Annotated in this window: 27 protein-coding genes and 1 pseudogene; 13 read left to right on the plus strand and 15 right to left on the minus strand. The window is 65.6% G+C overall.

Annotation, left to right across the window (positions count from 1 at the left end):
* From EU557_RS24460 to EU557_RS24520, 13 genes and pseudogenes are all read left to right on the plus strand, one after another.
* Nucleotides 1-187 (plus strand): annotated as a pseudogene (locus EU557_RS24460) (LysR substrate-binding domain-containing protein); the annotation flags it as partial.
* A gap of 126 nt (nt 188-313) precedes the next feature.
* Nucleotides 314-715, plus strand: coding sequence for a hypothetical protein (locus tag EU557_RS24465; protein ID WP_135533081.1), 402 nt, complete (start codon nt 314-316; stop codon nt 713-715).
* 227 nt (nt 716-942) lie between these two features.
* Complete coding sequence (locus EU557_RS24470) at nt 943-2,013, plus strand: YeiH family protein (RefSeq protein ID WP_210116127.1); 1,071 nt, start codon at nt 943-945, stop codon at nt 2,011-2,013.
* A 140-nt stretch (nt 2,014-2,153) separates the two neighbouring features.
* Nucleotides 2,154-3,284, plus strand: coding sequence for a c-type cytochrome (locus EU557_RS24475; protein ID WP_019949222.1), 1,131 nt, complete (start codon nt 2,154-2,156; stop codon nt 3,282-3,284).
* A 74-nt stretch (nt 3,285-3,358) separates the two neighbouring features.
* Nucleotides 3,359-3,853, plus strand: coding sequence for a DsrE family protein (locus tag EU557_RS24480; protein WP_019949221.1), 495 nt, complete (start codon nt 3,359-3,361; stop codon nt 3,851-3,853).
* A 53-nt stretch (nt 3,854-3,906) separates the two neighbouring features.
* Entirely contained in the window at nt 3,907-4,863 is a 957-nt protein-coding gene (locus EU557_RS24485; protein ID WP_019949220.1) for a molybdate ABC transporter substrate-binding protein, read from the plus strand.
* Between the two features lie 13 nt (nt 4,864-4,876).
* A complete protein-coding gene (locus EU557_RS24490; protein WP_073112416.1) occupies nt 4,877-5,641 on the plus strand; it encodes a substrate-binding domain-containing protein in 765 nt (254 codons plus the stop codon).
* A gap of 98 nt (nt 5,642-5,739) precedes the next feature.
* Nucleotides 5,740-5,964, plus strand: a complete 225-nt coding sequence (locus tag EU557_RS24495) for a hypothetical protein (RefSeq protein ID WP_135533082.1) — start codon at nt 5,740-5,742, stop codon at nt 5,962-5,964.
* Between the two features lie 65 nt (nt 5,965-6,029).
* On the plus strand, nt 6,030-6,317 hold the full coding sequence (locus EU557_RS24500) for a hypothetical protein (RefSeq protein ID WP_073112411.1): 288 nt from the start codon (nt 6,030-6,032) through the stop codon (nt 6,315-6,317).
* Nucleotides 6,318-6,320: 3 nt separating this feature from the next.
* Entirely contained in the window at nt 6,321-6,971 is a 651-nt protein-coding gene (locus tag EU557_RS24505; RefSeq protein WP_084539176.1) for a TMEM175 family protein, read from the plus strand.
* Nucleotides 6,972-7,054: 83 nt separating this feature from the next.
* Nucleotides 7,055-7,540 (plus strand): hypothetical protein, encoded by a 486-nt coding sequence (locus EU557_RS24510; RefSeq protein WP_135533083.1) that lies wholly within the window; start codon nt 7,055-7,057, stop codon nt 7,538-7,540.
* An 88-nt stretch (nt 7,541-7,628) separates the two neighbouring features.
* On the plus strand, nt 7,629-8,291 hold the full coding sequence (locus tag EU557_RS24515; RefSeq protein WP_019949214.1) for an MBL fold metallo-hydrolase: 663 nt from the start codon (nt 7,629-7,631) through the stop codon (nt 8,289-8,291).
* Nucleotides 8,292-8,300: 9 nt separating this feature from the next.
* The gene (locus EU557_RS24520) at nt 8,301-8,582 is read left to right on the plus strand and encodes a YidH family protein (protein WP_135533084.1); all 282 of its coding nucleotides are present in this window, start codon (nt 8,301-8,303) and stop codon (nt 8,580-8,582) included.
* 102 nt (nt 8,583-8,684) lie between these two features.
* Here the strand turns inward: EU557_RS24520 and EU557_RS24525 are convergent, their stop codons facing one another.
* The 15 genes from EU557_RS24525 to EU557_RS24595 all read right to left on the minus strand — a co-directional run bounded on the left by EU557_RS24525 (nt 8,685) and on the right by EU557_RS24595 (nt 23,141).
* The gene (locus EU557_RS24525) at nt 8,685-10,157 is read right to left on the minus strand and encodes a YncE family protein (RefSeq protein ID WP_135533085.1); all 1,473 of its coding nucleotides are present in this window, start codon (nt 10,155-10,157) and stop codon (nt 8,685-8,687) included.
* Nucleotides 10,158-10,264: 107 nt separating this feature from the next.
* Entirely contained in the window at nt 10,265-11,494 is a 1,230-nt protein-coding gene (locus EU557_RS24530; protein WP_073112403.1) for a hypothetical protein, read from the minus strand.
* Between the two features lie 111 nt (nt 11,495-11,605).
* Nucleotides 11,606-13,012: a YncE family protein gene (locus EU557_RS24535; RefSeq protein ID WP_135533086.1), complete on the minus strand. Its 1,407-nt coding sequence runs from the start codon at nt 13,010-13,012 to the stop codon at nt 11,606-11,608.
* A 96-nt stretch (nt 13,013-13,108) separates the two neighbouring features.
* Nucleotides 13,109-13,543, minus strand: coding sequence for a CopM family metallochaperone (gene copM, locus EU557_RS24540; protein ID WP_200799947.1), 435 nt, complete (start codon nt 13,541-13,543; stop codon nt 13,109-13,111).
* A 130-nt stretch (nt 13,544-13,673) separates the two neighbouring features.
* Entirely contained in the window at nt 13,674-14,453 is a 780-nt protein-coding gene (locus EU557_RS24545; RefSeq protein ID WP_135533087.1) for a LytR/AlgR family response regulator transcription factor, read from the minus strand.
* Complete coding sequence (locus tag EU557_RS24550) at nt 14,450-15,562, minus strand: sensor histidine kinase (protein WP_135533088.1); 1,113 nt, start codon at nt 15,560-15,562, stop codon at nt 14,450-14,452. Before EU557_RS24550 ends, EU557_RS24545 begins: the two co-directional genes overlap by 4 nt.
* Nucleotides 15,563-15,857: 295 nt before the next feature.
* Nucleotides 15,858-16,109 (minus strand): YidH family protein, encoded by a 252-nt coding sequence (locus EU557_RS24555; RefSeq protein WP_135398464.1) that lies wholly within the window; start codon nt 16,107-16,109, stop codon nt 15,858-15,860.
* A 46-nt stretch (nt 16,110-16,155) separates the two neighbouring features.
* Nucleotides 16,156-17,592 (minus strand): bifunctional metallophosphatase/5'-nucleotidase, encoded by a 1,437-nt coding sequence (locus EU557_RS24560; protein WP_245326382.1) that lies wholly within the window; start codon nt 17,590-17,592, stop codon nt 16,156-16,158.
* Between the two features lie 128 nt (nt 17,593-17,720).
* Nucleotides 17,721-19,058, minus strand: coding sequence for an MFS transporter (locus EU557_RS24565; RefSeq protein ID WP_135533089.1), 1,338 nt, complete (start codon nt 19,056-19,058; stop codon nt 17,721-17,723).
* A gap of 28 nt (nt 19,059-19,086) precedes the next feature.
* Nucleotides 19,087-19,554 (minus strand): DsrE family protein, encoded by a 468-nt coding sequence (locus EU557_RS24570; RefSeq protein ID WP_135533090.1) that lies wholly within the window; start codon nt 19,552-19,554, stop codon nt 19,087-19,089.
* Nucleotides 19,555-19,578: 24 nt separating this feature from the next.
* Complete coding sequence (locus EU557_RS24575) at nt 19,579-21,036, minus strand: hypothetical protein (RefSeq protein ID WP_135533091.1); 1,458 nt, start codon at nt 21,034-21,036, stop codon at nt 19,579-19,581.
* Between the two features lie 41 nt (nt 21,037-21,077).
* Nucleotides 21,078-21,488 (minus strand): DUF6691 family protein, encoded by a 411-nt coding sequence (locus EU557_RS24580; RefSeq protein WP_135533092.1) that lies wholly within the window; start codon nt 21,486-21,488, stop codon nt 21,078-21,080.
* Between the two features lie 21 nt (nt 21,489-21,509).
* Nucleotides 21,510-22,130 carry a class I SAM-dependent methyltransferase gene (locus tag EU557_RS24585; RefSeq protein WP_135533093.1) on the minus strand — a complete coding sequence of 207 codons (621 nt, stop codon included), beginning with the start codon at nt 22,128-22,130 and terminating at the stop codon, nt 21,510-21,512.
* Nucleotides 22,131-22,147: 17 nt separating this feature from the next.
* Nucleotides 22,148-22,708 carry a YeeE/YedE family protein gene (locus tag EU557_RS24590; protein ID WP_135398437.1) on the minus strand — a complete coding sequence of 187 codons (561 nt, stop codon included), beginning with the start codon at nt 22,706-22,708 and terminating at the stop codon, nt 22,148-22,150.
* A 94-nt stretch (nt 22,709-22,802) separates the two neighbouring features.
* Complete coding sequence (locus EU557_RS24595) at nt 22,803-23,141, minus strand: rhodanese-like domain-containing protein (protein WP_135533094.1); 339 nt, start codon at nt 23,139-23,141, stop codon at nt 22,803-22,805.
* Nucleotides 23,142-23,144: the final 3 nt, after the last annotated feature.

A 23,144-nucleotide genomic window follows, 5' to 3' on the forward strand; every position in this document is an offset into this window, starting at 1 on the left:
CCTGGGCTTCGTGTCGCGCCGGGCCCTGGACCGCGAGCTGGCGGCCGGGCTGCTCGAAATCGTGCCCATTGCCGGGCTGCACCTGGCCCGGCAGTTTGAGGCGGTATCGGTGCAGGGGCAGCCACTGGCCCGGCCGGCGCAGCGCTTCCTGAGCTTCGTGCAGGGGCAGCTGAAGGGGGGCAAATAAAAAATGGTGATGCTGGATAACTATTCGGTATCCGCTGAAAGCACCACTTTATGAGCAGCTTACGTACCATTGCAGCGTAGTGCGGACCGGGTGGTTCGCCCATCTTCACCCTACTTGCTTATACTCATGGAAAACACTCCGCAGCCCGCCCCAACCGATGCGCAACCCGCCGCCGAACCGGCCGCCCACGATGGCACCCCGCACTACGGCGACTTCGGCCACCCCGCCGACCCCACCGCGCCCCGCCACTACCAGGCCCTGACCAACGACGGCTCGAACGACAACCCCGACGAGTTCAGCGAATTTCGCGGCAAAAATGCCTCAGCCACCGAGCAATACTGCCTACCCGGTGCTATTGCTGACCCAAATTTGCAGCGCGGGCACGTCGAGCAAAACCAGCACCCCGAAGCCATTGCCGCAGCCGAGGGGGGCAGCGACGCCGAAGAGCGCGCCGCCTACGCCCTCGACGACCCGCGCTACGCTGGCGGCGACGTATTCGATTTGAAAGACGAGCAAACCGGCTTCTAAGCCCTCAGACCAGTAGTTCATCCGTCCAGCGGCCGGCTCGTGGTGTACGAGCCGGCCGCTGGCGTTTCCAGCCCTCGCGGCGGCCGGCTTGGCCACGCAAAACGGACGCGCCACCCTGGCTCGGCCCGGGCAGTCAATAACTTTTGGTTATGCAGGATAATATTATTGGATAATCCAACCGGTGGGCAACGCCGTATATTTGCCTCAGAAACAAACCGCTCCCGCTCATGGCCCTCCCAGTTCAGCCCACGCCGCTTCAAGCTTCCACCCCGCTGCCCGCCCCTGCCCCGGCCGGGGAAACCGCCGCCCCCGAATTCAACGAAACCACCGGCTTCTTCCGGCACCTGCACACGCCCCGGGTGGCCTTCGGGCAGGACTTCACCTTGAAGCAGGTGGTGTTCGTGCTGTTCTTCGTGTTCTGCCTCACGCCCTGGGCCTCGCCGCCCATTGCCCTGGCGCTGGGCCTGCTGCTGGCCCAAACCATCGGCAACCCCTTCACCACGCAAACCAAGCAGGCCACGGCCAAGCTGCTCCAGTTTTCGGTTATCGGGCTGGGCTTTGGCATGAATGCCCACGCGGCGGTGCAGGCCGGCAAGGAGGGCATCATTTTCACGGTGGTGTCCATCTTCGGCACGCTGCTGCTGGGCCTGGTGGTGGGCCGGTGGCTGGGGCTGGGCAAGCACGTGGTGCATTTGATTTCGTGCGGCACCGCTATTTGCGGCGGCTCGGCCATCGCGGCCATCGGACCGGTGCTGCGGGCCAAGGACGAGGAAATGTCGGTGGCGCTGGGCACGGTGTTCGTGCTCAATGCCGTGGCCCTATTCGCCTTCCCGCCCATCGGCCACGCCCTGGCCATGACGCAGAACCAGTTCGGCCTGTGGTGCGCCATTGCCATCCACGACACCTCTTCGGTGGTGGGGGCGGCGGCGGCCTACGGCAACCAGGCCCTGGAAGTGGCCACCACCGTGAAGCTGGCCCGCGCCCTCTGGATTATCCCAATTTCCATCGGCACGGCCATGCTATTCAAGCAGAAGGGCGTGAAGGTGAAAATTCCCTACTTCATCTTTGGTTTCATCGCCGCCATGCTGGTCAACACCTTTATTCCCGCCGCCAAGCCCCTGGGCCCGGTGATGGTGAATCTGGCCAAAATCGGCCTCACGGTGACGCTGTTCTTTATCGGCGCGGGCCTCTCGGCCAAGGTGGTGCGCTCGGTGGGAATAAAGCCCTACGTGCTGGGCATTCTGCTCTGGGTAGTGATTTCGACCGGCTCGCTCTACGTGATTCTGCACACGGTCTAGCCGCCTGAACGGGGCAGAGCGGCCGAATGGTAGCGCTTGCTTTGCCCGATTTAACTAATTGACTGTCTGCATTCCGCAAAACAAGTTGTTTTGCGCGCTGGCTGGCCATTGCCGCCTGTTTCACCTCTCTCCTTGGCCTCATGGAAACCACTCCCGACCCCTCGCCTCGGCTGCAGCCGGAAGACAAGCAGGCCTTCATCAAAATCGCTGGCCTGCTGACCTGGGTGATTGCCCTGATGGTGCTGGTAGTAGCCGTGACGGCCTACATCGTCGTCTTCAACCCCAAAACGCCCGACCTGCTGGCCGATGCCCCGGCCACGACGGCCGCCGCTGCGAGTGGGCCTGCGGCGGGCTTGCCTGACGTTGCCGGGGGGGCTGTGGGGAGCAAAACCAACTTCTTCCAGCCCGCCCGCTTCGTGCTCGACAGCGTGAAGCCCGACCCGGAGGGCCAGCTCATCCGCTACGGCCACGAGCTGATTGCCCACACCGCCCACTACCTCGGCCCGCAAGTGGCCAACCCGGCCCTGCGGCTGGCCGGCAGCAACCTGGCCTGCCAGAACTGCCACCTGCAGGCCGGCCAGAAGGCGTTTTCGGCCCCCTACGTGGGCATCTGGGGCATTTACCCCACCTACAAAGGGCGCGAGGATGCCATCAGCACCCTGGAGGACCGCATCAATGGGTGCATGACGCGCAGCCTCAACGGCCGGCCCCTGCCGGTGGACGGCAAGGAGATGAAGGCCATCATCACCTACATGAAATGGCTGGGCCGCCAGGTGCCAGTGGGGGAGAAGGTGAAGGGCCAGGGTTTTGTTAAGTTCACCATGCCCAACCGCGAGGCGAATCTCGGGCAGGGCAAAATCGTCTTCGCCCAGCAGTGCACCAGCTGCCACGGAGCCAATGGCCAGGGCCGCCTCAACGGCACGCTGGCCGCCGATGGCTACCAGTACCCGCCGCTGTGGGGGCCCGACAGCTACAACGACGGGGCCGGCATGCACCGCCTGCAAACGGCGGCCCGCTTTATCAAGGCCAACATGCCTTTCGGCGCCACGGCCGAGCACAGCATCCTCACCGATGACGCCGCCTACGACGTGGCGGCCTACATCAACTCGCTGCCCCGCCCGCGCATGGCCCACCTGGAAAAGGACTACCCCAACCTGAAAAAGAAGCCCGCCGACTGCCCTTACCCGCCTTACGCCGACCGGTTTACGCAGCACCAGCACCAGTTTGGTCCCTACGCGGCGATGGAAGCGGGCAAAAAGGGCGGCGAGTAGCCCCGCACCGATTTCCAGTTTCACCCCTTTCGTTTTCACCGCGCTGCTTCGGTGGTGCCCTTTCCCCAGTTGCCATGAAACACCTGCTGCTGACCGCCGCGCTGCTCGCCGGCCTCACCCTCTCGGCCCGCGCCCAGACGCCCGCCACCCGCAACGCCACCGCCATGCATGACCGCGAAGCTTTTCAAAAAGGTGCCTTCCAAGGGGCCACGGCCGACCAGGCCCAGTACCATGTCATCTACCAGCTCGACAGCGACGACCCCAAGCTCATCCAGCAGACGCTGCGTAACATCGGCAACGCGCTGGAGGACAGCCGGCTTAAAGGCAAGCTCACCGTGGAGCTGATTGCCTTCGGCGGGGGCACCACGCTCTACCGCAAGGACCAGCCCTACGAGGCCCAGCTCACGGCCCTCAAGCAGAAAGGCGTGATTCTGGCCCAGTGCCTGAACACGCTGAAGGAAAGGAAAATGAGCAAGGACGAGCTGCTGCCGCTGATTTCCTACGTGCCCAGCGGCAACGGCGAGCTTATTATCCGGCAGGCCCAGGGCTGGTCGCTGGTGCATCCGTAGCGCCGGGCTCTCCGCTGCTTTCGTGCTTTTCTCCGCTTTCCTTACCCAACCCCATGAAACCCCTTCCGCACCTGCTGCTGGCGCTGGCACTGGCCGCCCCGGCCGCCCTTTTCGCCCAGACCATGCCTATCCAAAAGCCCACGCCGCCCGAGCCGGCCCACCGCTTTGACCCGCCCTGGAACGCGCCGTTTCAGGCTGGAGTGCCCTTCACGGTGCCGGGCATCGACAACGCGCCCGACCTCTACGGCGACGTGGTGGACCCGCAGTTGGTGGTGTTTTTCGGGGGCAACCAGTTCATGGTGCTCGATGATTTGCTGAAGGAGTTCCGCAAGGCCCACCCCGAGTACGTGCGCATTTTCGTGGAAACGCTGCCGCCCGGCATCCTAGCTAAGCAGATTACGCAGGGCAGCCTGGTAGTAGGCAACCTGCGCATCGAGCTGAAGCCCGACGTGTACGCGGCCGGCAAAAACCGCATGGATATGACGCCGGAGTGGTTTGCCCGCACCACCAGCTACGCCCAGAACCGGCTGGCCATCCTCGTGCGCCAGGGCAACCCCAAGAAGGTGACCAGCCTGCGCGATTTGGGCCGGCCCGAGGTGCGCGTGAGCATGCCTAACCCCGAATGGGAAGGCATCGGCAAGCGCATCGAGGAATCGTACGAGAAGGCCGGGGGCGCGGCCTTGAAAACGGCCGTGATGACGACCAAAGTGAAAGCCGGCAGCACTTACCTGACCCAGATTCACCACCGCCAGTCGCCCCTGAGGGTGCTCTACGACCAGTCCGACGCGGCCCCGGTGTGGTACACGGAGGCCTTTTATCAGAAAATGCTGGGCCACCCGGTGGAAAGCGTGGCCATCCCGGCCAAGGAAAACATCATGGCCAACTACGTGGCCGGGGTGATGAAAGCCGCGCCCCACGCCAAGGCCGCCGAAGACTTTGTGGCCTTCCTTAACAGCCCAGACGGGCAGGCCGTGTACCAGAAATACGGCTTTTTGCCGCCCGTTAAGTAACGCGCTAATACCCATGAAAACATCCCCGCTTACCCGGCTCCGCCGCTTCGCTCTATTGCTCATGTCTCCTGCTCTGCTCGCGGCCGCGCCGGCCGCCGCCCAAACCCTGCACGTGTACGGCCCCGGCGGCCCGGCCACGGCCATGAAGGAATGCGCCGCCGCCTTCACCAAACAAACCGGCCTGGACGTGGCCGTCACGGCCGGCCCCGAGCCCAAGTGGCTGGCCCAGGCGCAGCAGGACGCCGACCTGGTGTACGGCGGGGCCGAGTACATGCTCACCCAAACGGCGCTGGCCCACCCCGGCTTTATCGACGAAGCCAGCCGCACCAGCCTGTATGCCCGCGAGTCGGCGGTGCTGGTACGCCCGGGCAATCCGCTGCACATCAAGCGGCTCGAAGACCTGGCCCGGCCCGGCGTGCGCCTGCTCGACGTGAACGGGGCCGGCCAGATGGGCATGACCGAGGACATGGCCCGCACCCCGGCCCTCATCAGCAACCTGCAGCACAACACCAAAACGTCGGTCAAAACCAGCGCCGAGGCCGTGGCCCTCTGGCAGCAAAAGCCCCAGGACTACGACGCCTGGATAACCTATGCCTCCTGGCAGCCGCGCCTGCCCGGCTCGGCCCTCGTGCGCCTGCCCCGCGACCAGCGCGTGAGTCGGGGCACGCCCATTGCCCTCACCCAGCGCACCACGCAGGCCGCCGCGGCCCGGCAGTTCGTGGCCTTTCTGCAGTCGGCCGACGGGCACGCCATTTTCCGCCGCAACGGCTGGGAATAGGCCGGGCGTTGGCGGCCGGAAAGCAAACACGAAGAACGTCCTGCTTCGGCTGCGCTCAGCAGGACGGGCAAATGGCTCTTGGTTTTCACTATTCCACCTTGCTTTCCCGCATTCGCATGGCTATTCCTTCGCTTCCGATGCCGGTGCCTAGCACCCCGTTGCCCGCCGCCCCCCCGGCCGACCACGAAACGCCGCACTGGCTGTTTCGCTACGTATTCAGCCAGGACCCCAAGACCATTGCCAAACAGTACCTGCTTACGGGCATGGCTTGGGCTCTGGTGGCGGGCACGCTTTCCACGCTGTTTCGCTTGCAGCTGGGCTAACAAAGCAAGTTTGAAAATACGGGCCGCCGTACCTGCGGCAACCGCTTCTCCATCATCCAAACCCCATGACCCGTCTCGCTCAACACCCCGGCCTGCTCGCCCTGACCGGCCTGCTGCTCACCGCCATCAACCCACCGGGTCACGGCCAGGAAGGCGGCAAAATGCTCAAAAAAGAAGGCAAAACCGACGACAAGTTGCTGCGCGAAAACCGCCGCATGATGCGCGACGGCCGCGTGAACCACGGCCAAAGCCTGAGCAAAGAGCCCAAGCTCGTTCGGGAGGAAGACCGGCTGGACCATCGCCAGGCCCCCGCCCCGCGCAAAACCCGGCGGGCGGGCGGTTCGCCGCGCTAGCCGATGGCCCAGTCTTCGTCCCACGCACCGCCCCTGGCCTACACTGAAGTAGCGGGCCAGAGCCTGCGCCGCATCGAGTCGCTCAGCGACGGCGTGTTTTCCATCGCCATGACCCTGCTCGTGCTCAACCTGCGGGTGCCGGCCGCCGCCCTCGTGCGCACCGAGGCCGACGTGGGGCCGGCCCTGCGGGCGCTGCTGCCCAGCATCGGGGGCTACGTGCTGGGGTTTCTCTCGCTGGGCATTTTCTGGGTGTGCCAGAGCACGCAGTTCACCTACCTGGCGCGCAGCGACCGCCGGCTGGCCTGGTGGCACATTGCCTTTCTGCTGGTGGTGGGGCTGCTGCCCTTTTCCACGGCGTTTCTCACCACCCATTTTCCCCTGCGCGGGGCCGTGCTGGTGTACTGGGCCAACCTGCTGCTGCTGGGCGGGGCGTTGCTGGGCAGCTACCGCTACGCCCAGCGCCACGGACTGCTGCGGCCCGAGCACGCGGCCGTGGGCCGGGCCCTGATGCGCCGCCTGGGCCTGATGCAGGTGCAGTACGCGGCAGCGGCGGGCCTGTGCTTGCTCAGCGTGCCGGCCGGGGCGGGGCTGCTGCTGCTGGTGCAGCTTAACTACGCGTTGGGCCTGGTGGCCGACCGCTGGCTGGGCGACTGAAGAACCCATCGGGGCCAAATGGTGCCGCGTGGGTGGCCGTATACTCCCCCATTGCCTGTCCTATTTCCTTTCTGCTCCCTCCCATGAAAAAACACCCCTGCCTGTACCTGGGCCTGCTGGCCGGCGTGGTCGCCATCACCGCCAATACGCTGGTGCTGAAAGCGGCCCCGCTGATGGCCGTCAACGCCGAAAGCGGTGGCCTGCTCAAGCTTGTGCTGCTGCATACCACGCCGGTGTTGCCGGCCGGGCTGCTGCCCGTGGTCAAAGCCGAGGGCTTCAAGCTGCTGTTTCATTACCTCACGGGGCTGGGCATGGTGGGGCTGTACGTGCTGGTGTTCGAACCCCGGCTGCCGGGCAATGGCTGGGTAAAAGGCGGCCTGTTTTCGCTGCTGCCCTGGGTCCTCAACGGCTTCGTGGTGCTGCCGCTGCTGGGGCAGGGCTTGGCGGGCGGGCACGTGCTGACGGCCGGCGGCATGGCGTACTTTTTTGTTGCCAACGCGGTGTTCGGGCTGGTGCTGGGCGGGCTGTATGTGTACCTGCGCCAGCAGCAGGAGGCGGCAGGGGTCTAGCAGCGCTTGTTTCCGTAAGCGTTTGCTAGTTAAATTTCCGCTCTTCTCGGCGCGCATTTCCGTCCTGCCCCACTATTTAAGTCTGGTCATGAAAATCACCAAGTACATCCATTCCTGCCTGCTGTTTGAGCTCGACGGCCAACAAATTCTCTTCGACCCCGGCAAGTTTTCCTTCAACGAAGGCCTGGTGCAGCCGGAGGTTTTTAAGGACGTCTCGGTCGTCCTCATTACCCACGACCACCCCGACCACCTTGATGTGGTGGCGCTAAAGAAAATCGTGGCCCTGCGCCAGGCCGTCATCATTTCCAATCGTGAAGTGGCGGCCGAATTGAAAAAGCACGGCCTGGCCGTGCAAATCCACGAGGAAGGCCCCCTGGAGTTGGGCGCGTTTCAGCTGCACGCCCTGCCGGTGCAGCACGAGGCCATTCTCGACAGCCCCTTGCCACAGATGACAGCCTGGCTGGTGAATGGCAAGGTGCTGAACCCGGCCGACTCTTTTGCCCATAATCTGCTCCCCTTCGCGGGCGTGGAGCTGCTCATTCTGCCCATCACCGCGCCTTTTCTCACGGAGCTGGTGGTGGCCGATTTCGCCCTGAAAATGCGGCCGCAGCAGATTCTGCCAGTGCACGACGGCTACATCAAGCCCTTCTTCGTGCAGCAGCGATACGCGAACTACGGGCCGTACTTTGAGAAGCACGGCATCACGTTTCACCGGCTGGCCGAACCGGGCGCGGCCATTACCCTCACGTAGCCCACCCCCATGCCGCTTACCCCCACCAACCCCCTCACCCTGTCGGACCGGCTGGCCCTGCAACGGACCCGGCTGGCCAATGAGCGGACCTTGCTCACCTACGTGCGCACCAGCCTGGCACTGGTGGGCTTCGGGTTGGCGCTCCTTCAATTTCACCCCGAGCGGGGCGGCCGGTTGGGGTACTCCGCGCTGGCCGTGGCGGGATTGGTGCTGGCGGTAGGGCTGCTGCGCTTTCGGGCGCACCGCCGGGAGCTGGCGGCCTGCCAGCTCCCGGCTGGTGGCGGTAGTTGAGCAACAAACACCCCCGGTGCTACCCGAGGCAAAAGCGTTTGCACCCATAAAAAAGGCCCCTGATGCGTCATGCACCAGGGGCCTTTTTGGTCAGCAGCCGGCTTACGGCTGCGTGAGCGTGACCGCGCCGGCCGGGTTCTTGTCGCCGAGCACCACCACGGCAAAGCGCCCCGCCAGCCGCAGCCGAATCTGGTAGTAGGCGTTGACTTCGACCGCGCCCTCGGCATCGGTTTTGAAGGCGATAACCGGTTCCGGGGCTACCAGCGCGGTTTTATTGTCCGATAAGTATAAGGTGTAGTTCGTGTTCGGGGCCAGCCGCTTGAGAGCCAGAATCAACTCGTCCACGTCTTCTACCGGCCGGATAACGGCCACGCCGCCTACCCCGGGTACCGGCTGCGTACCGACGGGTACCAGGCGCAGGTTAACGGGCGCGACTGGCACAAAGGCTTCCAGGTTGCCGGTGCCGGGACTGCCACCGCCGGCCTTCACCACGTAAATGATGGCGTTCGGGTCCTGGCCACTGGGAGTTTCGCTCAGCTTGGTATTGGTTTTGGTATCGATGCTCACCAGCGCGTCGCCGTATTCCAGGCCTACGTACACCTTGCTGCCGTCGCCATTGGGCCACACGCCGTGCGGATTGGGGCCCACCGGAATGGTGGCCACCAACTGGCGTTGGCGGGTGTATACCTTCACCGCGTTTTCGCCGCCCACGGTTACGTAGGCAAAGTCGCCGGCCGCCGCGCCGCTGAAGCGGGTGCCACCGCCGGGGCCGGCCAGGTTCACGTGGTTGGTGCCGGGGCCGGTGTCAATCACGCCCTCCACGGCGTAGGTCTGGGCATTCACCACCGTCACCTTGCCCACGTCCTTGTGCGTAAGCCATACCTGCTGGCCGTCGGCCGTTACGGCCAGGTTAGGGGAAAACTTGCTCACCACCGGTACGCGCGCTATTACTTCGCGGGTTTTCACATCCACCACATCCAGCTCGGCCGTGAAGGAGTGGTCCACAAAGGCCACCTTGCCGTCAGGCCGGAACACCACCATGCCGGGGCCCGGCGCAGTCTTGATGTTTTTCACGGCCTGCATTTTCTCCACGTCAATCACCGTTACGTAGTCGGCCCCGCGTACCGTCACCCAGAACTGCTTGCCGTCGGGCGTGAAAAAGCCCTCGTGGGGATTACGGTCCACATACACGGTGTTCTTAATGGCGTTGGTGGCCAGGTCGATGAACACCACCGCGTTGGTAAGGGTAGCAATGACGCCCAGCGTCTTGCCGTCGGGCGAGACGCCCATGCCGTGCACGTTGGTTTCCCGGTCGTAGAGCGGGCTCAGGAACTGGGGCCGCCCTTTACCCAGGCGAATCACGCCCAGCAGCTGGTTGGTGTTCGGGTCATGCACCGACACCGTGTTCGACGACTGGTCGGACGTGTACACCCGGTCGCTGGCGCTGGGCGCTTGAGGGCCGGGGTCGGCCGGCACTACCATGTCGGGCTGGGCATCCTCATCGTTATTTTTCGAGCAGGCCCCGAGCAGCAGGGTGGCCGCGAGGGCGAAAGTGGAGAAGTTAGTAATGCGCATGGAAAAATAAAATGGAGTGGAAGGGATGCTAAAAAACGAAGGCTGGCTCGTCGTGAAACGGGCCAGCCTTCGGGCCGTTGCGGAGCTACGTCCTAAAATTCAGGGCCTTAGCGCGGGGCCGGGGTCAGCAGCTGGCCGTTGGCCACGGGGCTGATTTGCACTACCTGCGTGGCGCTGCCGGTTTTGCCCGCCGCGTCGGTCACGGCGGCTTTGATGGTGACGCTGGTTTTGCCGCCCAGCTGCAGGGTACCGCCCACGCTCCAGCCGAAGGTGGTGCGCACGAAGCCGCTCGGGTCCAACTCGCTGCCAGCCGTGTTGAACACCGGGGCCAGGTTGCCGCCGGCCGGAATCACGTTGCCGTTGGGCTGGAGCAGGGGCACGTCGAAGGTGACTTTCAGGCCCGGCACGTAGCGGTTCACGCCGGCGTTGGATTGCGTCTTGTCTTCAATCGTGCCGCGGTCAGCGGCGGGCTTGCCAAAGGTGCCGTCCCCGTTTTCGGCCACGTTGATGCCGTTGCGCGACTTATCGAGCGCCGACACCTGGATGAAAAACAGCGCGCCGCTGGTGGGCGGGGCCGGCAGCACGCCGGCCGTCTGGATGCCGGGGCTGATGCTGGAGGGGGTGCGCGGGGCAATCATGGTCACCGTGGGGCCGTCGGGGTTGTCCACCGTGCCGTAAGTGATGGGTTTGGGGGCGGGCGTCAGGGCCTCACCGCTGAGGGCCCCGTTGGGTCCGGGGCCTACCTTCAGCAAGCGGGTGGCCGTGACCTTGCGGCCGGCGCGGTCCGTTACGGAAGTAGTCAGCGTGCAGCTGGTAGTACCGGCCGCCACCGACTCCAGCACGTGCCAGCTCACCCAGGTGGTCACGCCGGGGCCGGGCGTGTCGTCGGTGCCCGCAATGTTGAAGAGCGAGGCCAGGTTGGTTCCCTTGGGGATGGTGCCGCCGTCGGGCTTAATCAGGTCCACGTCGAGGCTGGCCGTGAAGCCGGGCAGGTTCACGTTGGGCTGGCCTAGGGCGGCGGTGTTGCGGATGTTGAGGCTTTCCTTGGTGGGGATGGTGACGGTGTCCTTGGTCACGATTTCCAGGTTGATGGCGAAGCCCGTGCCGTTGTAGTCGGCCGTGGTGGCGTTGCCCAGCCGCCCGCCGGGCATGATGGTCGCGCCCTCCACCGGCGAGACGATGTTGAGCACCGGCGGCGCGCTGGTGTCGGCGATGGCCTCGTTGTCTTTCTTGCAGCCGCCGAGCAGCAGCGCACACGCCGCCACCGGCAGCAGAAACCGTTTGAGCGACTGCGCCCGCGAGCTGATGCCAGTGTGTTGATTGAAAATGGATTGCATGTTGTAGGGTTGTGGTTACAAGTGAATTCAGTTTAGATTAGCTCGGCATTGCAGCAGGAATGGTTGTCCCGGCGGCCATTAATGGCCTTTGGGTGGCCGTCCAAAGGCGGACTATTCGGCCACCAAAACGGGTTCGCTGTCAGCGGCTTTGGGCGCGACGATTACCCGCGAAAACTTTTTGCCGGATGTATTCAAATCCCCGCCCGCGATGCGCTGCACCGGCCCCAGCGCCTGGCCCATGGCCCCGCCTTTGGCGTCGGTGCGCACGGTGGTCAGGGCGTAGTCGCGGGGGTAGGGTGCCTTGGTGCCGCTGGTCAGGAAGATGTCGTAGTCGGTGTTGGGCGTCAGGCCGCGCAGGGCGAAAGTGGCCAAATCCACCAGCCCTTCCGAGCGCAGGGTCATGGTGCCGGTGGCGGGGCCGGGAGTGGGCGGCTTCAGGGTGCGGACGATGGCGGGCTGGTCCACCAGCTGCCGGCCCAGGCCGGTGGCGCCGGCCGCGCCGGCCGGCACGGCGTTGGGCACGTACATCAGGGCCATCGGGGCCTGGCCGACTTTTATTTTGGCCAGCACTTTATTGCTCGCGGTGCTGATGGCCACGGCCGAGTCGCCGTTTTCCAGGCCCACGTACACCCGGCTGCCATCGCCCGAGGGCCAGATGCCGTGCGGCAGCGCCCCCACCGGAATGGTGGCCAGCTGCTTAAAACCCGGGGCGCGGCTGTACACCTTCACCACGTCCTCGCCGCCCACCGTCACGTAGGCCAGCTTGCCGGCGGCCACGTCCACCGTGGCCACGTGGTTGGAGATGGGGCCGGTCGTCAGCACGCCGCTGATGGTGAGCGTCTTGGTATCCAGCACCGACACCTTGCCCACGTCCTTGTGCGTGAACCAGATTTGCTGGCCGTCCCGGGTAGGGAAGATATTGGGCGAGAAGGGGCTCACCACGGGGACTTTTTTGATGACTTTGTAGGTGGCCACGTCCACCACCGCCAGCTCGGGCGAAAAGCTGGAGCACACGAAGGCGCGCTTGCCGTCGGGGCTGAAGGCAATCTGGCCGGGGCCGTTGGGCACGGGCACGCGGCGGGTTTCGCGCAGCGTGGCCACGTCGATGACGGAGAGGTAGTCCTCGCCGCGCACCGTTATCCAGGCCTCCTTGCCGTCGGGCCGGAACGTAGCCTCGTGCGGGGCGCGGCCCACGTACACGCTGCCCCGGATGGCATTCGTAGCCGTTTCGATGAAAGTGACGTTATTGGAGCCCACCGACACCACGGCCAGCAATTTGTGGTCGGGCGAAGCGCCCAGGCCGTGCACCAGCGCCTGCCCTTTGTAGAGCGCCGAGAGCAAATCGGGCTGCGGCTTGCCCAGCACAATCTGGCCCAGCAGCTTGTTGTCGACGGGGTCGATGACCGAAACGGTGTTGGAAATCTGGTCGGCGGTGTACACCCGGTCGCGGTGGCTCACGGCCTGGGCCGCGGCGGCGCTGGTAATGAGCAACAGACCGGGGAGAAGGGAAAATTTCATTTGGGATTGGGAAAAAGAACGTCATGCTGAGCATGTGGCGCATCAAGCCAGGAGCGCAGCCGTAGTCGAAGCATGACGGTTCTGATTGATTGGGCGCTATTTGCCAGAACTCTGGCTCGCCACCGGATGCTGCTTCAGCCAGGCGGCCATCTGCTGAATCTCGACCTGCTGCTCGGCGATGATGCTTTGGGCGAGGCGGCGTAGGGCCGGGTCTTTGCCGTAGAGCAGTTGCAGGCGGGCCATGTCCACGGCACCCTGGTGGTGGGGCAGCATCATGGCCGCGAAGCTGGCGTCGATGTCGTTGGGGGTGGCGCCGGTCATGCGGCGCATGCCCTCGTCCATCACCACCATCACCGAATCCATGCCGTGCTGGAAGGCGGCGACCGGGGTGCCCGGGGCGGCCATGCCGTGGTTCATGTGCATGCCGGCCATGCCCGGCATCGGGGGGGCGCTGGCCGGGTGGTGTTGGGCGCGGGCCGCAACGGCTCCGCCGAAGGTGAGCGCCAGCAAAAAGAGGAGGGATTTGGTCATGTCGTGCACTGGGGCCGCCCCATGAGCGGGGGGCTGGAGGGCTAACGCGCAACCCGGGGAAATGACTGCCGCCGGAGGGCCAACTGGACCAATACCAGTTTGAACCGGACTTCAACGGCCCGGCCTGGGCTCAGGCGAAGCGCTTGAGCAGTTGCTGCACCCCGGCGCTGTAGCTGCGCGAGGAGGTGACGTGCTGGCCGTTGGCCATGCGAAACAGGTACTCGCCATGCGACCAGTGCTTGAAGTCGACGATGTGGGCCGGGTTGACGATGCACGAGCGGTGGATGCGTAGGAACACGGCCGGGTCGAGCCGCTCGGCCAACTGGCCTAGGGCCGTGCGCAGCGGGTAGTGCCTGCCGGCCGCGTGCAGCAGCACGCCGTTGCCGGTGGCTTCGAAGTAGCACACCTCGGCGGCCGGCACGAAGAAGCTGCGCGCCGGCAGTTTCACCAGAAACTGGTCCTGGTAGTCGGCCGCCGGGGCGGTCCAACCGTGCAGCAGGGCCTCCAGTTCGGGGACGCGGGCCTGGTCCTGGCGCAGCGCCAGCTGCTGCTGCACCCGGCCTACGCAGTCGGCAAACCGGTCGGGGTCCAGGGGCTTGAGCAGGTAATCCACGGCGTGGAGGGCGAAGGCCTGCACCGCGTACTGGTCGTAGGCCGTCACGAACACCACCAGCGGGAGCGGCTGGCCGGCCGCCTGCAGCCGCCGCAGCACCTGCACGCCATCAAGGTCGGGCATCTGCACATCAAGGAAAACGACGTCGTATGCGCCGGTGTGCAGGGCGGCGAGGGCCTCGGTGCCGTTGGCGGCTTCGCCTGTTACGGCCAGCGCCGGAAAATCGGCCAGCAGCTCGCGCAGCAGGCTGCGCGCCAGGGGCTCGTCGTCGACCAGCAGCGTGCGGATGGGGCTCATGCGGGCTCCGGGGTAACGCCGGCCGCCGCCCGCCGGAACGGGATGGACAGGCGCAGGCAGTAGCCGCACGCCGGGGCCGACTCCACCGCCAGGGCATAGTCCGGGCCGTAGAGTGTGGCCAGCCGGCTTTCCAGGTTGCGCAGACCGATGCCCCGCGCGGCGGTGTCGGCCGCGCCCCGGCCGTTGTCCTGCACCTGCAGCAGCAGCCGGTCGCCCTGTTTTTCGGCCCGCACGGCCAGCTCACCGGCCCCGGCGCGGGGCGCCAGGCCGTGGCGCACGGCGTTTTCTACCACCGGCTGCAGCAGCAGGGCGGGCAGCAGCGCCCCTTCGGTATCGGGGGCAATATTGTAGCGCACGGCCAGCCGGTCGGGGAAGCGGGTTTGCTCAATTTCGAGGTAGAGGCGGGTGAGGCGCAGCTCCTGTTCCAGGGTCACTTCCTGCTCGTCGGTGCCTTCCAGCACCAGCCGCAGAAACTGGCTGAGCTGGGCCAGCATGCGCCGGGCAGCTTTCACGTCCTGGCTCATCAGGGCCGACACGGCGTTCATGGAATTGAAGAGAAAGTGCGGCTGGAGCTGCATTTTCAGGGCCTGCAGCTGGGCCTGCACCAGCTGGGTTTCGAGCTGGGCGGCCCGCACCCGCCCTTCGCGGTACCGCTCGCGGTACTGCACGGCGTAGGCGATGCAGAGCAGCATCCAGTAAATGGGCACCCAGCTGTTGGCGTTGGCCACGACCTCGGCGAGGGAAACCCGGCCCGGCACGGCCCCGCTGCCGTGCATCACGGCGGCGTACACGAGGCGGTAAGCAAGCGTGAGGACGTAGCTGGCCGCCGCGTGGGCCAGCAGGTGCCGCAGCCGGTGGCGGCTCTCGAGGAGGTTGAAGCGGGCCGCCAGGGCAAACACCACCGGCGTGAGCAGCCCCCAAATCAGGCCGTGCAGCAGGCGCCCGCCCAAGGCCTCGCGCCAGTCGGTGGGCGTGCCGGCCGAGAGGTTCTGCACGAAAATCAGCAGCACCATGAACCCGCTGAACAGCAGCCACGCCAGGGCAATGGTGGCGCCGCTCACCAGAGGCGGGGTCTTCTGCGGTTCTGGGGGCCGGGCGGTCGTGCTCATAGGCTTTAAAGGTAGCGAAACCCGCCGCTGCCGCGCTGGCCCGGCCTCCAGGTTGGCCTTTTTGGCGGGCCAATGGGCCTTCGGGCCGGTGTTGGGCGAGCTCGATTACCCCGCCGGGGCTAAGCGCACGGGAAGTTTGTGAAAAAGGTTAGCCGTAGCAGGCGCGGGCCTCCCGCCGAGAGTCAGACAATTCTCACTAGCCTGTTTAACCTTTGTACCAAACTTTTAACCAAGGCCACTGTTGTGGCGGTATGGCGCTACCGCAAAACGTCGGCGTAGGGGCGGAGGTTTGAAGCTACAGGCGGCACTTTTCAATTTCGCGCTGCCGCATGCGAAATCGTACCCAGCCGATGACGAGCAGCAATGCGGCCAAGCCCACGGCCCAGTAACCCAGCGAGCCGGCCCGCACGGGGTGCAGCTGAATCAGGGCCAAGCCGAAGCCGAGCATGGCCAAGCTGGTGCGCACGTACGTCAGAAAAGTACGCTCGTTGGCCATGCGGGTGCGAGCGGCGGCCAGGCCCTGCTGATCATAAGCGGTAGGGGGCATCAGTAGAAATAAAGGGGGCCGTGGGGAACAAAGCAGGTGGATGTTGCTATACCACCTGAAAGGTTTCGTGGTTGCCGATGGCCAGCGGGCGGTGCTGCTCCAGGTAGGCGCGCATGGCCGCCACCACGTGGTGGCCGGTCTTGCGCCGCTCCCGCCCGAAGCGGAGCGGTACGCCCTGCGCGGTGATGAAAGCGGCCGTGTAGGTGCGGGCGGGGTCTAGCGGCTGGCCCTGCACGTACACGGTCTGCAGGCGGCTGCCTGGCGGGTTCTCGATCTTAAAGTAGGCTTTCAGGCCCAGAGCCCGCTTCACGTAACCCCCCATCTGGTGCAGGGGCTGCCCGCTGTAAGTGCTTTCCAGATTGGCTTCCAGCAGTTGCCGGACTTCGGCCCCGGTCAGCTGCACGGTTTCAACCTCGGGGTCCATGGGCACCATGTTGTAGAGGTCTTCCAGGCGCACCGGGCCGGGCGGCACGGGGACCCCGTAGCGCCAGCCGTTGGAAAAGTACAGGTCGGCCGGCACCCGGGCCCGCAGGCTTTCCAGCAGGAAATCATCCATGGGGCATTCCACCGCGGTACCCCGGTGCAGGCCCGTAGTCGTGACGCCCACCGTTTCCCGCAGGTAGGCATAGGGCAGCAGCGCCGCGTCAATGCGGGCCTGCAGGCCCGGGTCAGGCACCAGGTCGGCCGTGACTTCGCGCAGTTCGTGCTCGTGGGCCGTGACGCGGCCACCTTCTATGGTCAGCGTGAGGCGGCCTACAAAGGAGCCGTGGGCGCCGGACTGGATAACCAGGCAGTCGCCGGCACGGAAGGGCTCATAGAGGCGGTTGTGGGTGTGGCTGCTCAGGCATACGTCCACGCCGGGGTGCGCCTGCAGCAAGGCTACATCCTGCGGAAAGCCGCAGTGGGAAAGCAGTACTACCAAGTCCACGCGTTCAGCCTGGCGTAGCTGGGCCACGTGGCGCGGCAGTTCCAGCGTACCATCGGTGAAGCGCAAGCCCTCGCCGAAATGGGCAGGCATCGTTTTGTCGACGATAGGACACGCAAGCCCGATAACCCCGACGCGCAGCCCGGCCGCCTCGTAGACCTGGTACGGAGCGTATACCAAGTCCCCCGAGGTCTGGTCATACACGTTGGCCGCCAGCAACGGGTAGTTCAACTGGTCAACCAGCTGGCGTAGCTGGGCGGGGCCGTAGGCAAAATCCCAGTGGGCCGTCATGCCTGCCACCCCCAGCTCGTTGAGGATGGGCACTAGGATTTCGCCCTGGGTGTCCACCACCGGCCGGGTACCGTGGAAGGTGTCGCCCCCATCGAATAGCAGACTCTCCGGGTACTGCTGGCGCCACTGCTGCAACAGCGTGGCAATGCGGGCGTAGCCCCCACTGGGCCGGTACGTGGGGCCGGCGGGCCCGTAAAACAGCTCCTGGTGCAGGTTCAGGTAGCCATGCACGTCGTTAAGCTGGAACAGGGAGAGGGTGGTGGGCATAGGGGCAAGGAAAACCAGGTTCATGAGCCGGGCCGTAGCCCGCGTGACTTCTTGCTAACGTACTACGACTGCGCGTCCGGAGTTTTACGGGCAAAGGTTGCCGTGAGGGAAGGAACCCCGTGCCGTGGTTATCCCACACCGCTCGGCAAGGGCGGGGAATACGGACGGCTAAGCCAACGATATAGCAGCGTGCTGTTACCCCGGGAGGTGGGGGAGGAGCGAATGCAAGTAACCCCGGGCGTATCCAGCCCCTCCGGCACGGGCAGGCAGTACATGCGCCGCCGGATGACCAGAGCGGAAAGCACCGTCATGCCCCCGATGGCGGCCAGCGCGGCCCCTAGCCCGAAGGCATCAGCGAGCAGACCCGTCAGCAGCGCCCCGATGGAGTAGCCCGCGTCGCGCCAGAAGCGGAAGATGCCCACGCTGTGTGCCCGTTGCGGAAGCGGCGCGTACTCGGCCACGGCGGCCAGAAACGTGGGATATACCAGCGCCGTGCCCGCCCCCAGCAGCGCCGCCAACAGCAGAAACACGGGATAGGACGAGGTGAAGAGCATGGCCAGCAGCACCGCGCCCTGCAACAGCATGCCCCAGAACAGCAAGTCTTTCTTACACAGCCGGTCGGCCAGCGGGCCGGTGACCAGCTGGCCCAGGCCCCAAACAGCCGGGTATACAGCCGCCACGGTGCCAATCTGCGTCAGGGTGAAGCCCTTACTGGCCAGCAGCAGCGGCAACAGGCCCCACACCATGCCGTCGTTGAGGTTATTTACCAGCCCTGCCTGCGTAACGGAGCCTAGGTTGGGGTGCCGCCACGTCACGTCCCAGAAAGAAAGCGGCGGGCCGGTGGGAACAGCCGGGGCCTGCGCGGCTTCCAGGGCCACGTGGTGGCGGGTGTCGCGCACCAGCAGCGAGCCCAGCAAACCCAGCACCGCCAGCCCGATGCCGAGGTAGAACGGATAGGGCCGCAGGCCGTACTCGGTGGCCAGCCAGCCCGAGGCGAAGGCCGTGGCCGCCACGGCCAGGTAGCCGGCCGACTCGTTCAGGCCCATGGCCAGGCCGCGCTGCTTCGGCCCCACCAGGTCAATCTTCATCACCACGGTGCTCGACCACGCCAGGCCCTGGTTAAGGCCCAGCAGCACATTAGCCGCGATGACCCAGCCCCAGGTGGGCGCCCAGAGCAGCAGCAGCGGCACGGGCAGGCCGAACAGCCAGCCGATGAGCAGCAGGTTCTTGCGACCAATCTTATTGGCCCAGGCCCCCGCGTAGTAGTTGGCTACGGCCTTGGTGAGGCCAAAGACAACGATAAACGACAGGATAGCCGAGCGGGCCACCAGGTGGAACTCCTGCTCGGCCAGCCGGGGCAGGATGCTGCGTTCCAGCCCCACCATCCCGCCCACGAAGGCGTTGATGAGCACCAGCAGCGCAAACTGGTGCCAGTTTTCACGCAGACCGAGTTGGGGAATTGCCATTGAGTTGATAGGGTAAAGAAGCAGGAAGTTAGGGATGCACCAACGCCCAGCCCTGCTGCTGCCGGATAATTAATTCGCCGTTGCCGGTGGGCACGTAGGAAATGAAGGGAAACAGCTCGTCCGGGCTGATCTGGCGTTCCTTCATCGTGTTCTGGCACTGGGCCAGCAGTACACCCTGCTGCTGCAAGGCCCGCAGCTCGGCCTCGTAGGGCTGGCTTTTGCGAAACACGTCGGTGCCGCCCCCGAACACGACCAGCTCCAGTTGCAGCTTGCCCAGCAGGCGCGGGTCAGCCAGCGCGTTTTTCATATTGCGCAGCGTTTGCTTAATAAGCTTCGGGTCGTCGCTATCGAGCTGGTACACGGCCCGGTACCGGGCTTTTTTTGCCACCGCTCCCACGAAGGCCGGCTTGTCCGGCGGGGTCGGGGTTTGGGCGGAAACCGTCAGGCTAAGGCTGGTCAGGAATAGCAATGCCAGCAATGAACGCAGAGAAAGCATAGGGCAAAGGAAAATAAGCAGTGGTTAGAACGCGTAATCCAGCGCCACGGTCAGGTGGTGCAAATCAACTTTGTTGATGGCCCGGGCGGGCAGGTAGGAAGCCCGGTTGGCCCCCCACTTGGCCGCGTACAGCGTGCGCAGCCGCAGCCCGTCGGCCGCGCCGGTAAAGGCGTGCGTGGCGGTGAGATTGAGCTGGTGAAAATCCGGCAGGCTGTACTTGTTGAGCCGTGCTTCCCGCGACAGGCGAAAGTAGCCGTAGCCCGCTTCCAGCCGGGGCGCGCGCGGCCGCTGCCAGGCCACGGTGGCTCCCAGCGCGTGCACGTCACCGGCTCCTTCGATCCGCTCGCGGGGCAAGGTGGTGTAGAAGGGCTCCCGGCCCCATTCGCGCGGAAACAGAAACCGCCCGTGCGCCGTGAGCCGGGTATACTGCGCCGCGTACTGCCAGGCCCGGTGCTGATAGGCCAGGCGCCCGCTCAGGGCGCGGGCCTGCTCACCGGGCTCGCTGTACCGTTGATTGGTTGGCCCACCGGCTTGGCCGGTCAGGCTGCGCTGCCACAGCAGTTGGCCGCTGGCCGTCCAGCGGCCGGCGGGGCGCGCAAACGTGCGCGTGCCTTCCAGCCAGCTGGTGGCCAGCAGCCGGGGGGCGAAATACTGCCAAGCCTGCACGGTGGCGTGCGGCCCGAGCGTGCGCCGCACGCCCAGCACGGCCAGCCCGGGCGTGGGCACGCGGCCCAGGTAGTCGGCTCGGCTGCTGTCGGGGGCTACGCCCATCGAGTAGCGGCCCACAGCCTCCCCGAGAGTATACCACCGGTCCAGCGAGCGGGGGGCCACGTGGGTAAGCCAGCCGCCCTGCACCGTGGTGGCGGGGCCGGCTTTGGCCACCGCCCACAGGCCCTGCACGAAGTTGGGACTTAGCCGCGAGTCCTGGGAGTTGAGTAAAGGTGTGTCCAGTTGCTGCCGGCCGTAGGTGAGCTGCAGACCCGCCCGGGGCTGCCAGCTCACCCAGAGCTCCTCCACCTGGTGCAGAATCTCGCGGTGGTGGGGATGCTCCTGGTCGAAGAGGCCCAGCTCGTAGCGGCTTTCCGGGCGGCCGGGCTCGGCGGCCAGGGTACTGGAAAACAGGTTTTTGAGGAAGAAGCCTTCCACGCCCACCCGCACGCCGTGCCAGGCGCGGCTTTCGTAGCGCAGGCCCGCGCCCACGCCCTGGGCGAAATAGTCGGGGGCCGCGCCCCGGTTGCGGGTGGCCATGAAAACGGTGCGGGCGTGGGCGTGGAACTCGCCCCGGCGCAGGGCCTCGCCCAGCGAGCGGGCCGCCGACGAATCGGCCTCTTCGGCCGTTTGCATTTCAGCCATTTGCGGTGCGGCCACTGCCGGAGCGGCCGGGGCCGGGTGAGCCAGCAGTGTATCGGGGGCCAGGGACTGGGCCACACTGAGCCGGGCGCTGGCCAGCAGCACGGCTCCCAGCAGAAACCAACGAGTCATCAGAAACGGGATAAGGGGAGCCGGCGGCCAGGCCGCGGCTACTACATGGGCAGCCGCTCGCGCAGGGCGCTGTAGGTCCAGGTGCCGGCCAGCGCGGCCAGAATCAGCACGGCGGCTGAGGCCACGCCGCTGCCCAGCTGGGCAAACAGGGGGCCGGGGCAGGCGCCGGTCAGGGCCCAGCCCAGCCCGAAGATGGTGCCCCCGATCCAGGTGCCGTGGTTATACTTCTTGTCGGCCAGCTTGATTTCCTCGCCGTTGATGGTCTTGAGGTGGTTGCGCTTGATGAGCTGAATGGAAATCATGCCCACCAGGATGGCCGAGCCGATAACGCCGTACATGTGGAAGGCCTGGAAGCGGAACATCTCCTGGATGCGCCACCAGCTGATGACTTCGCTCTTGGTGAGAATAATGCCGAACAACACGCCCAGCACCAGGTATTTAAGATTTTTCATGTCAAGTAACAGAAGAAGAAGTTAAGAGCGTACCGCCAGCAGGCGCACGACAGTGGCCGGACCCGAGTGGAAGCTGCCTTCGTGCAGGACCACGCCCAGCTCGTGGTTTTCCCGCACCGTCAACTCGGCAAAGTCCGCGGCCAGGGTGTCAGGGGCGTAGAGCAGCTCGGCCGCCGTGGGACCACCGGAGGGCAAGCCCAGCTGCCGGGTACTAAAGGCTTCCAGAATCAGGTGCCCCCCGGGTGCCAGGCTGCGGGCGGCGGCGGCGTGCACGGCCCAGCGGGCCACGGGCGGCAGGTGGGCGTAAATCAGGCCGATGGCATCGTAGGCGCCGGGCTGCTGCCAGCCCAGGCTGGTGATATCGGCCACCTGGTAGGTTAGGTGCACGCCCTGGGCTACGGCCAGGCGCTGGGCTTTGGCGCGGGCCTCGTCGCTGAAGTCCACGGCCGTTACCTGCCAGCCGCGCCGGGCGGCGTACACCGCGTTGCGGCCTTCGCCCTCGGCCAGCAGCAGCAAGCGGCCGGGCGGCAGCTTATCCAGCTGCTGGCGGAAGTAGGTGTTGGGCTCGGTGCCGTAGGCATAGGCCTCGCTTTCGTAGCGGGCATCCCAGAACTCGGCGGCAGCAGGCAGGATGGTAGGCATGGGGCAGTGGGGAAGGATTAGAACAGCATCGGGTAGAACACCCACGTCATGAGCAGGCCGCCGACAAAGAAGGCGATAACGGCCACCAGCGACACCCACTGCAGATTCGAGAGGCCCGAAATGGCGTGGCCCGAGGTGCAGCCGCCGGCGTAGCGGGTGCCGAAGCCGACGAGAAAGCCGCCCAGTACCAGGAACACCCAGCCTTTCCAGTTGGCCAGGTTTTCCAGGGCAAACAGCTCTTTGGGCAGCAGGCCCGAGAAATCGGTCAACCCCATCTGCGCTTTCAGGTCGCGCACGGTTTCGGCCGAAATGGCGATGGTGTCGGGGTGGCCCAGCAGCTGGTAGCCCACGTAGCCGCCCAGGCCGATGCCGAGCACAAACCACAGGTTCCAGATTTCAGCGCGCCAGTTGTAGGTCAGAAACGGGATGCCGGCCGGCACGCAGGCGGCGCACACGTGGCGCAGCGAGGAGCTGATGCCCAGCGCTTTGTTGCCGATGAGCAGCAGGGCCGGCACGGTCAGGCCAATGAGGGGGCCGGCGATATACCAGGGCCAGGGCTGGCGAAGTAATTCAAGCATGAAGTCAGAAAGTCAAAGGGAATAGAGCTCCGGCCCGCCTGCAGCAGCGGCCGGCCGGAGTCCTTGATAAATCAGGAGGGGAAAAGGAAGCGGTCTAGCGGACCAGCTTTTCGGGCCAGTCCAGCACGCCCCCCAGCAGGTTGGCCACGGTAGTGAAGCCGGCCCCGGTGAGCTGGGCTGCGGCGGTTGCTGAGCGGGCCCCGCTACGGCAGTACACGTAGGTGGGCCGGGTTTTATCCAGGGCCGCTACGCGCCGGGCGAAGTCGGGCGCGGTGACGTCGAGGTTGACCGCGCCGGGCAGGTGGCCGCCGGCAAACTCGTCGGGCCGGCGCACGTCCAGCAGCACGATACCGGGCTGACGCACGGCGGCAGAAAACTCAGCGGGCTTCAAGTCCTGATAGGCTTTGGAAGCGGAATTAAAAAGACCAAACATGGC

Source organism: Hymenobacter wooponensis, assembly GCF_004745865.1.
Taxonomy (GTDB): domain Bacteria; phylum Bacteroidota; class Bacteroidia; order Cytophagales; family Hymenobacteraceae; genus Hymenobacter; species Hymenobacter wooponensis.

Excerpts from the sequence above, each read along its gene's own strand:
- EU557_RS24465 (WP_135533081.1), top strand. The coding sequence starts at position 314 with ATGGAAAACACTCCGCAGCCCGCCCCAACCGATGCGCAACCCGCCGCC.
- EU557_RS24470 (WP_210116127.1), top strand. The coding sequence starts at position 943 with ATGGCCCTCCCAGTTCAGCCCACGCCGCTTCAAGCTTCCACCCCGCTG.
- EU557_RS24475 (WP_019949222.1), top strand. The coding sequence starts at position 2,154 with ATGGAAACCACTCCCGACCCCTCGCCTCGGCTGCAGCCGGAAGACAAG.
- EU557_RS24480 (WP_019949221.1), top strand. The coding sequence starts at position 3,359 with ATGAAACACCTGCTGCTGACCGCCGCGCTGCTCGCCGGCCTCACCCTC.
- EU557_RS24485 (WP_019949220.1), top strand. The coding sequence starts at position 3,907 with ATGAAACCCCTTCCGCACCTGCTGCTGGCGCTGGCACTGGCCGCCCCG.
- EU557_RS24490 (WP_073112416.1), top strand. The coding sequence starts at position 4,877 with ATGAAAACATCCCCGCTTACCCGGCTCCGCCGCTTCGCTCTATTGCTC.
- EU557_RS24500 (WP_073112411.1), top strand. The coding sequence starts at position 6,030 with ATGACCCGTCTCGCTCAACACCCCGGCCTGCTCGCCCTGACCGGCCTG.
- EU557_RS24505 (WP_084539176.1), top strand. The coding sequence starts at position 6,321 with ATGGCCCAGTCTTCGTCCCACGCACCGCCCCTGGCCTACACTGAAGTA.
- EU557_RS24510 (WP_135533083.1), top strand. The coding sequence starts at position 7,055 with ATGAAAAAACACCCCTGCCTGTACCTGGGCCTGCTGGCCGGCGTGGTC.
- EU557_RS24515 (WP_019949214.1), top strand. The coding sequence starts at position 7,629 with ATGAAAATCACCAAGTACATCCATTCCTGCCTGCTGTTTGAGCTCGAC.
- EU557_RS24520 (WP_135533084.1), top strand. The coding sequence starts at position 8,301 with ATGCCGCTTACCCCCACCAACCCCCTCACCCTGTCGGACCGGCTGGCC.
- EU557_RS24525 (WP_135533085.1), bottom strand. The coding sequence starts at position 10,157 with ATGCGCATTACTAACTTCTCCACTTTCGCCCTCGCGGCCACCCTGCTG.
- EU557_RS24530 (WP_073112403.1), bottom strand. The coding sequence starts at position 11,494 with ATGCAATCCATTTTCAATCAACACACTGGCATCAGCTCGCGGGCGCAG.
- EU557_RS24535 (WP_135533086.1), bottom strand. The coding sequence starts at position 13,012 with ATGAAATTTTCCCTTCTCCCCGGTCTGTTGCTCATTACCAGCGCCGCC.
- copM (WP_200799947.1), bottom strand. The coding sequence starts at position 13,543 with ATGACCAAATCCCTCCTCTTTTTGCTGGCGCTCACCTTCGGCGGAGCC.
- EU557_RS24545 (WP_135533087.1), bottom strand. The coding sequence starts at position 14,453 with ATGAGCCCCATCCGCACGCTGCTGGTCGACGACGAGCCCCTGGCGCGC.
- EU557_RS24550 (WP_135533088.1), bottom strand. The coding sequence starts at position 15,562 with ATGAGCACGACCGCCCGGCCCCCAGAACCGCAGAAGACCCCGCCTCTG.
- EU557_RS24555 (WP_135398464.1), bottom strand. The coding sequence starts at position 16,109 with ATGCCCCCTACCGCTTATGATCAGCAGGGCCTGGCCGCCGCTCGCACC.
- EU557_RS24560 (WP_245326382.1), bottom strand. The coding sequence starts at position 17,592 with ATGCCCACCACCCTCTCCCTGTTCCAGCTTAACGACGTGCATGGCTAC.
- EU557_RS24565 (WP_135533089.1), bottom strand. The coding sequence starts at position 19,058 with ATGGCAATTCCCCAACTCGGTCTGCGTGAAAACTGGCACCAGTTTGCG.
- EU557_RS24570 (WP_135533090.1), bottom strand. The coding sequence starts at position 19,554 with ATGCTTTCTCTGCGTTCATTGCTGGCATTGCTATTCCTGACCAGCCTT.
- EU557_RS24575 (WP_135533091.1), bottom strand. The coding sequence starts at position 21,036 with ATGACTCGTTGGTTTCTGCTGGGAGCCGTGCTGCTGGCCAGCGCCCGG.
- EU557_RS24580 (WP_135533092.1), bottom strand. The coding sequence starts at position 21,488 with ATGAAAAATCTTAAATACCTGGTGCTGGGCGTGTTGTTCGGCATTATT.
- EU557_RS24585 (WP_135533093.1), bottom strand. The coding sequence starts at position 22,130 with ATGCCTACCATCCTGCCTGCTGCCGCCGAGTTCTGGGATGCCCGCTAC.
- EU557_RS24590 (WP_135398437.1), bottom strand. The coding sequence starts at position 22,708 with ATGCTTGAATTACTTCGCCAGCCCTGGCCCTGGTATATCGCCGGCCCC.
- EU557_RS24595 (WP_135533094.1), bottom strand. The coding sequence starts at position 23,141 with ATGTTTGGTCTTTTTAATTCCGCTTCCAAAGCCTATCAGGACTTGAAG.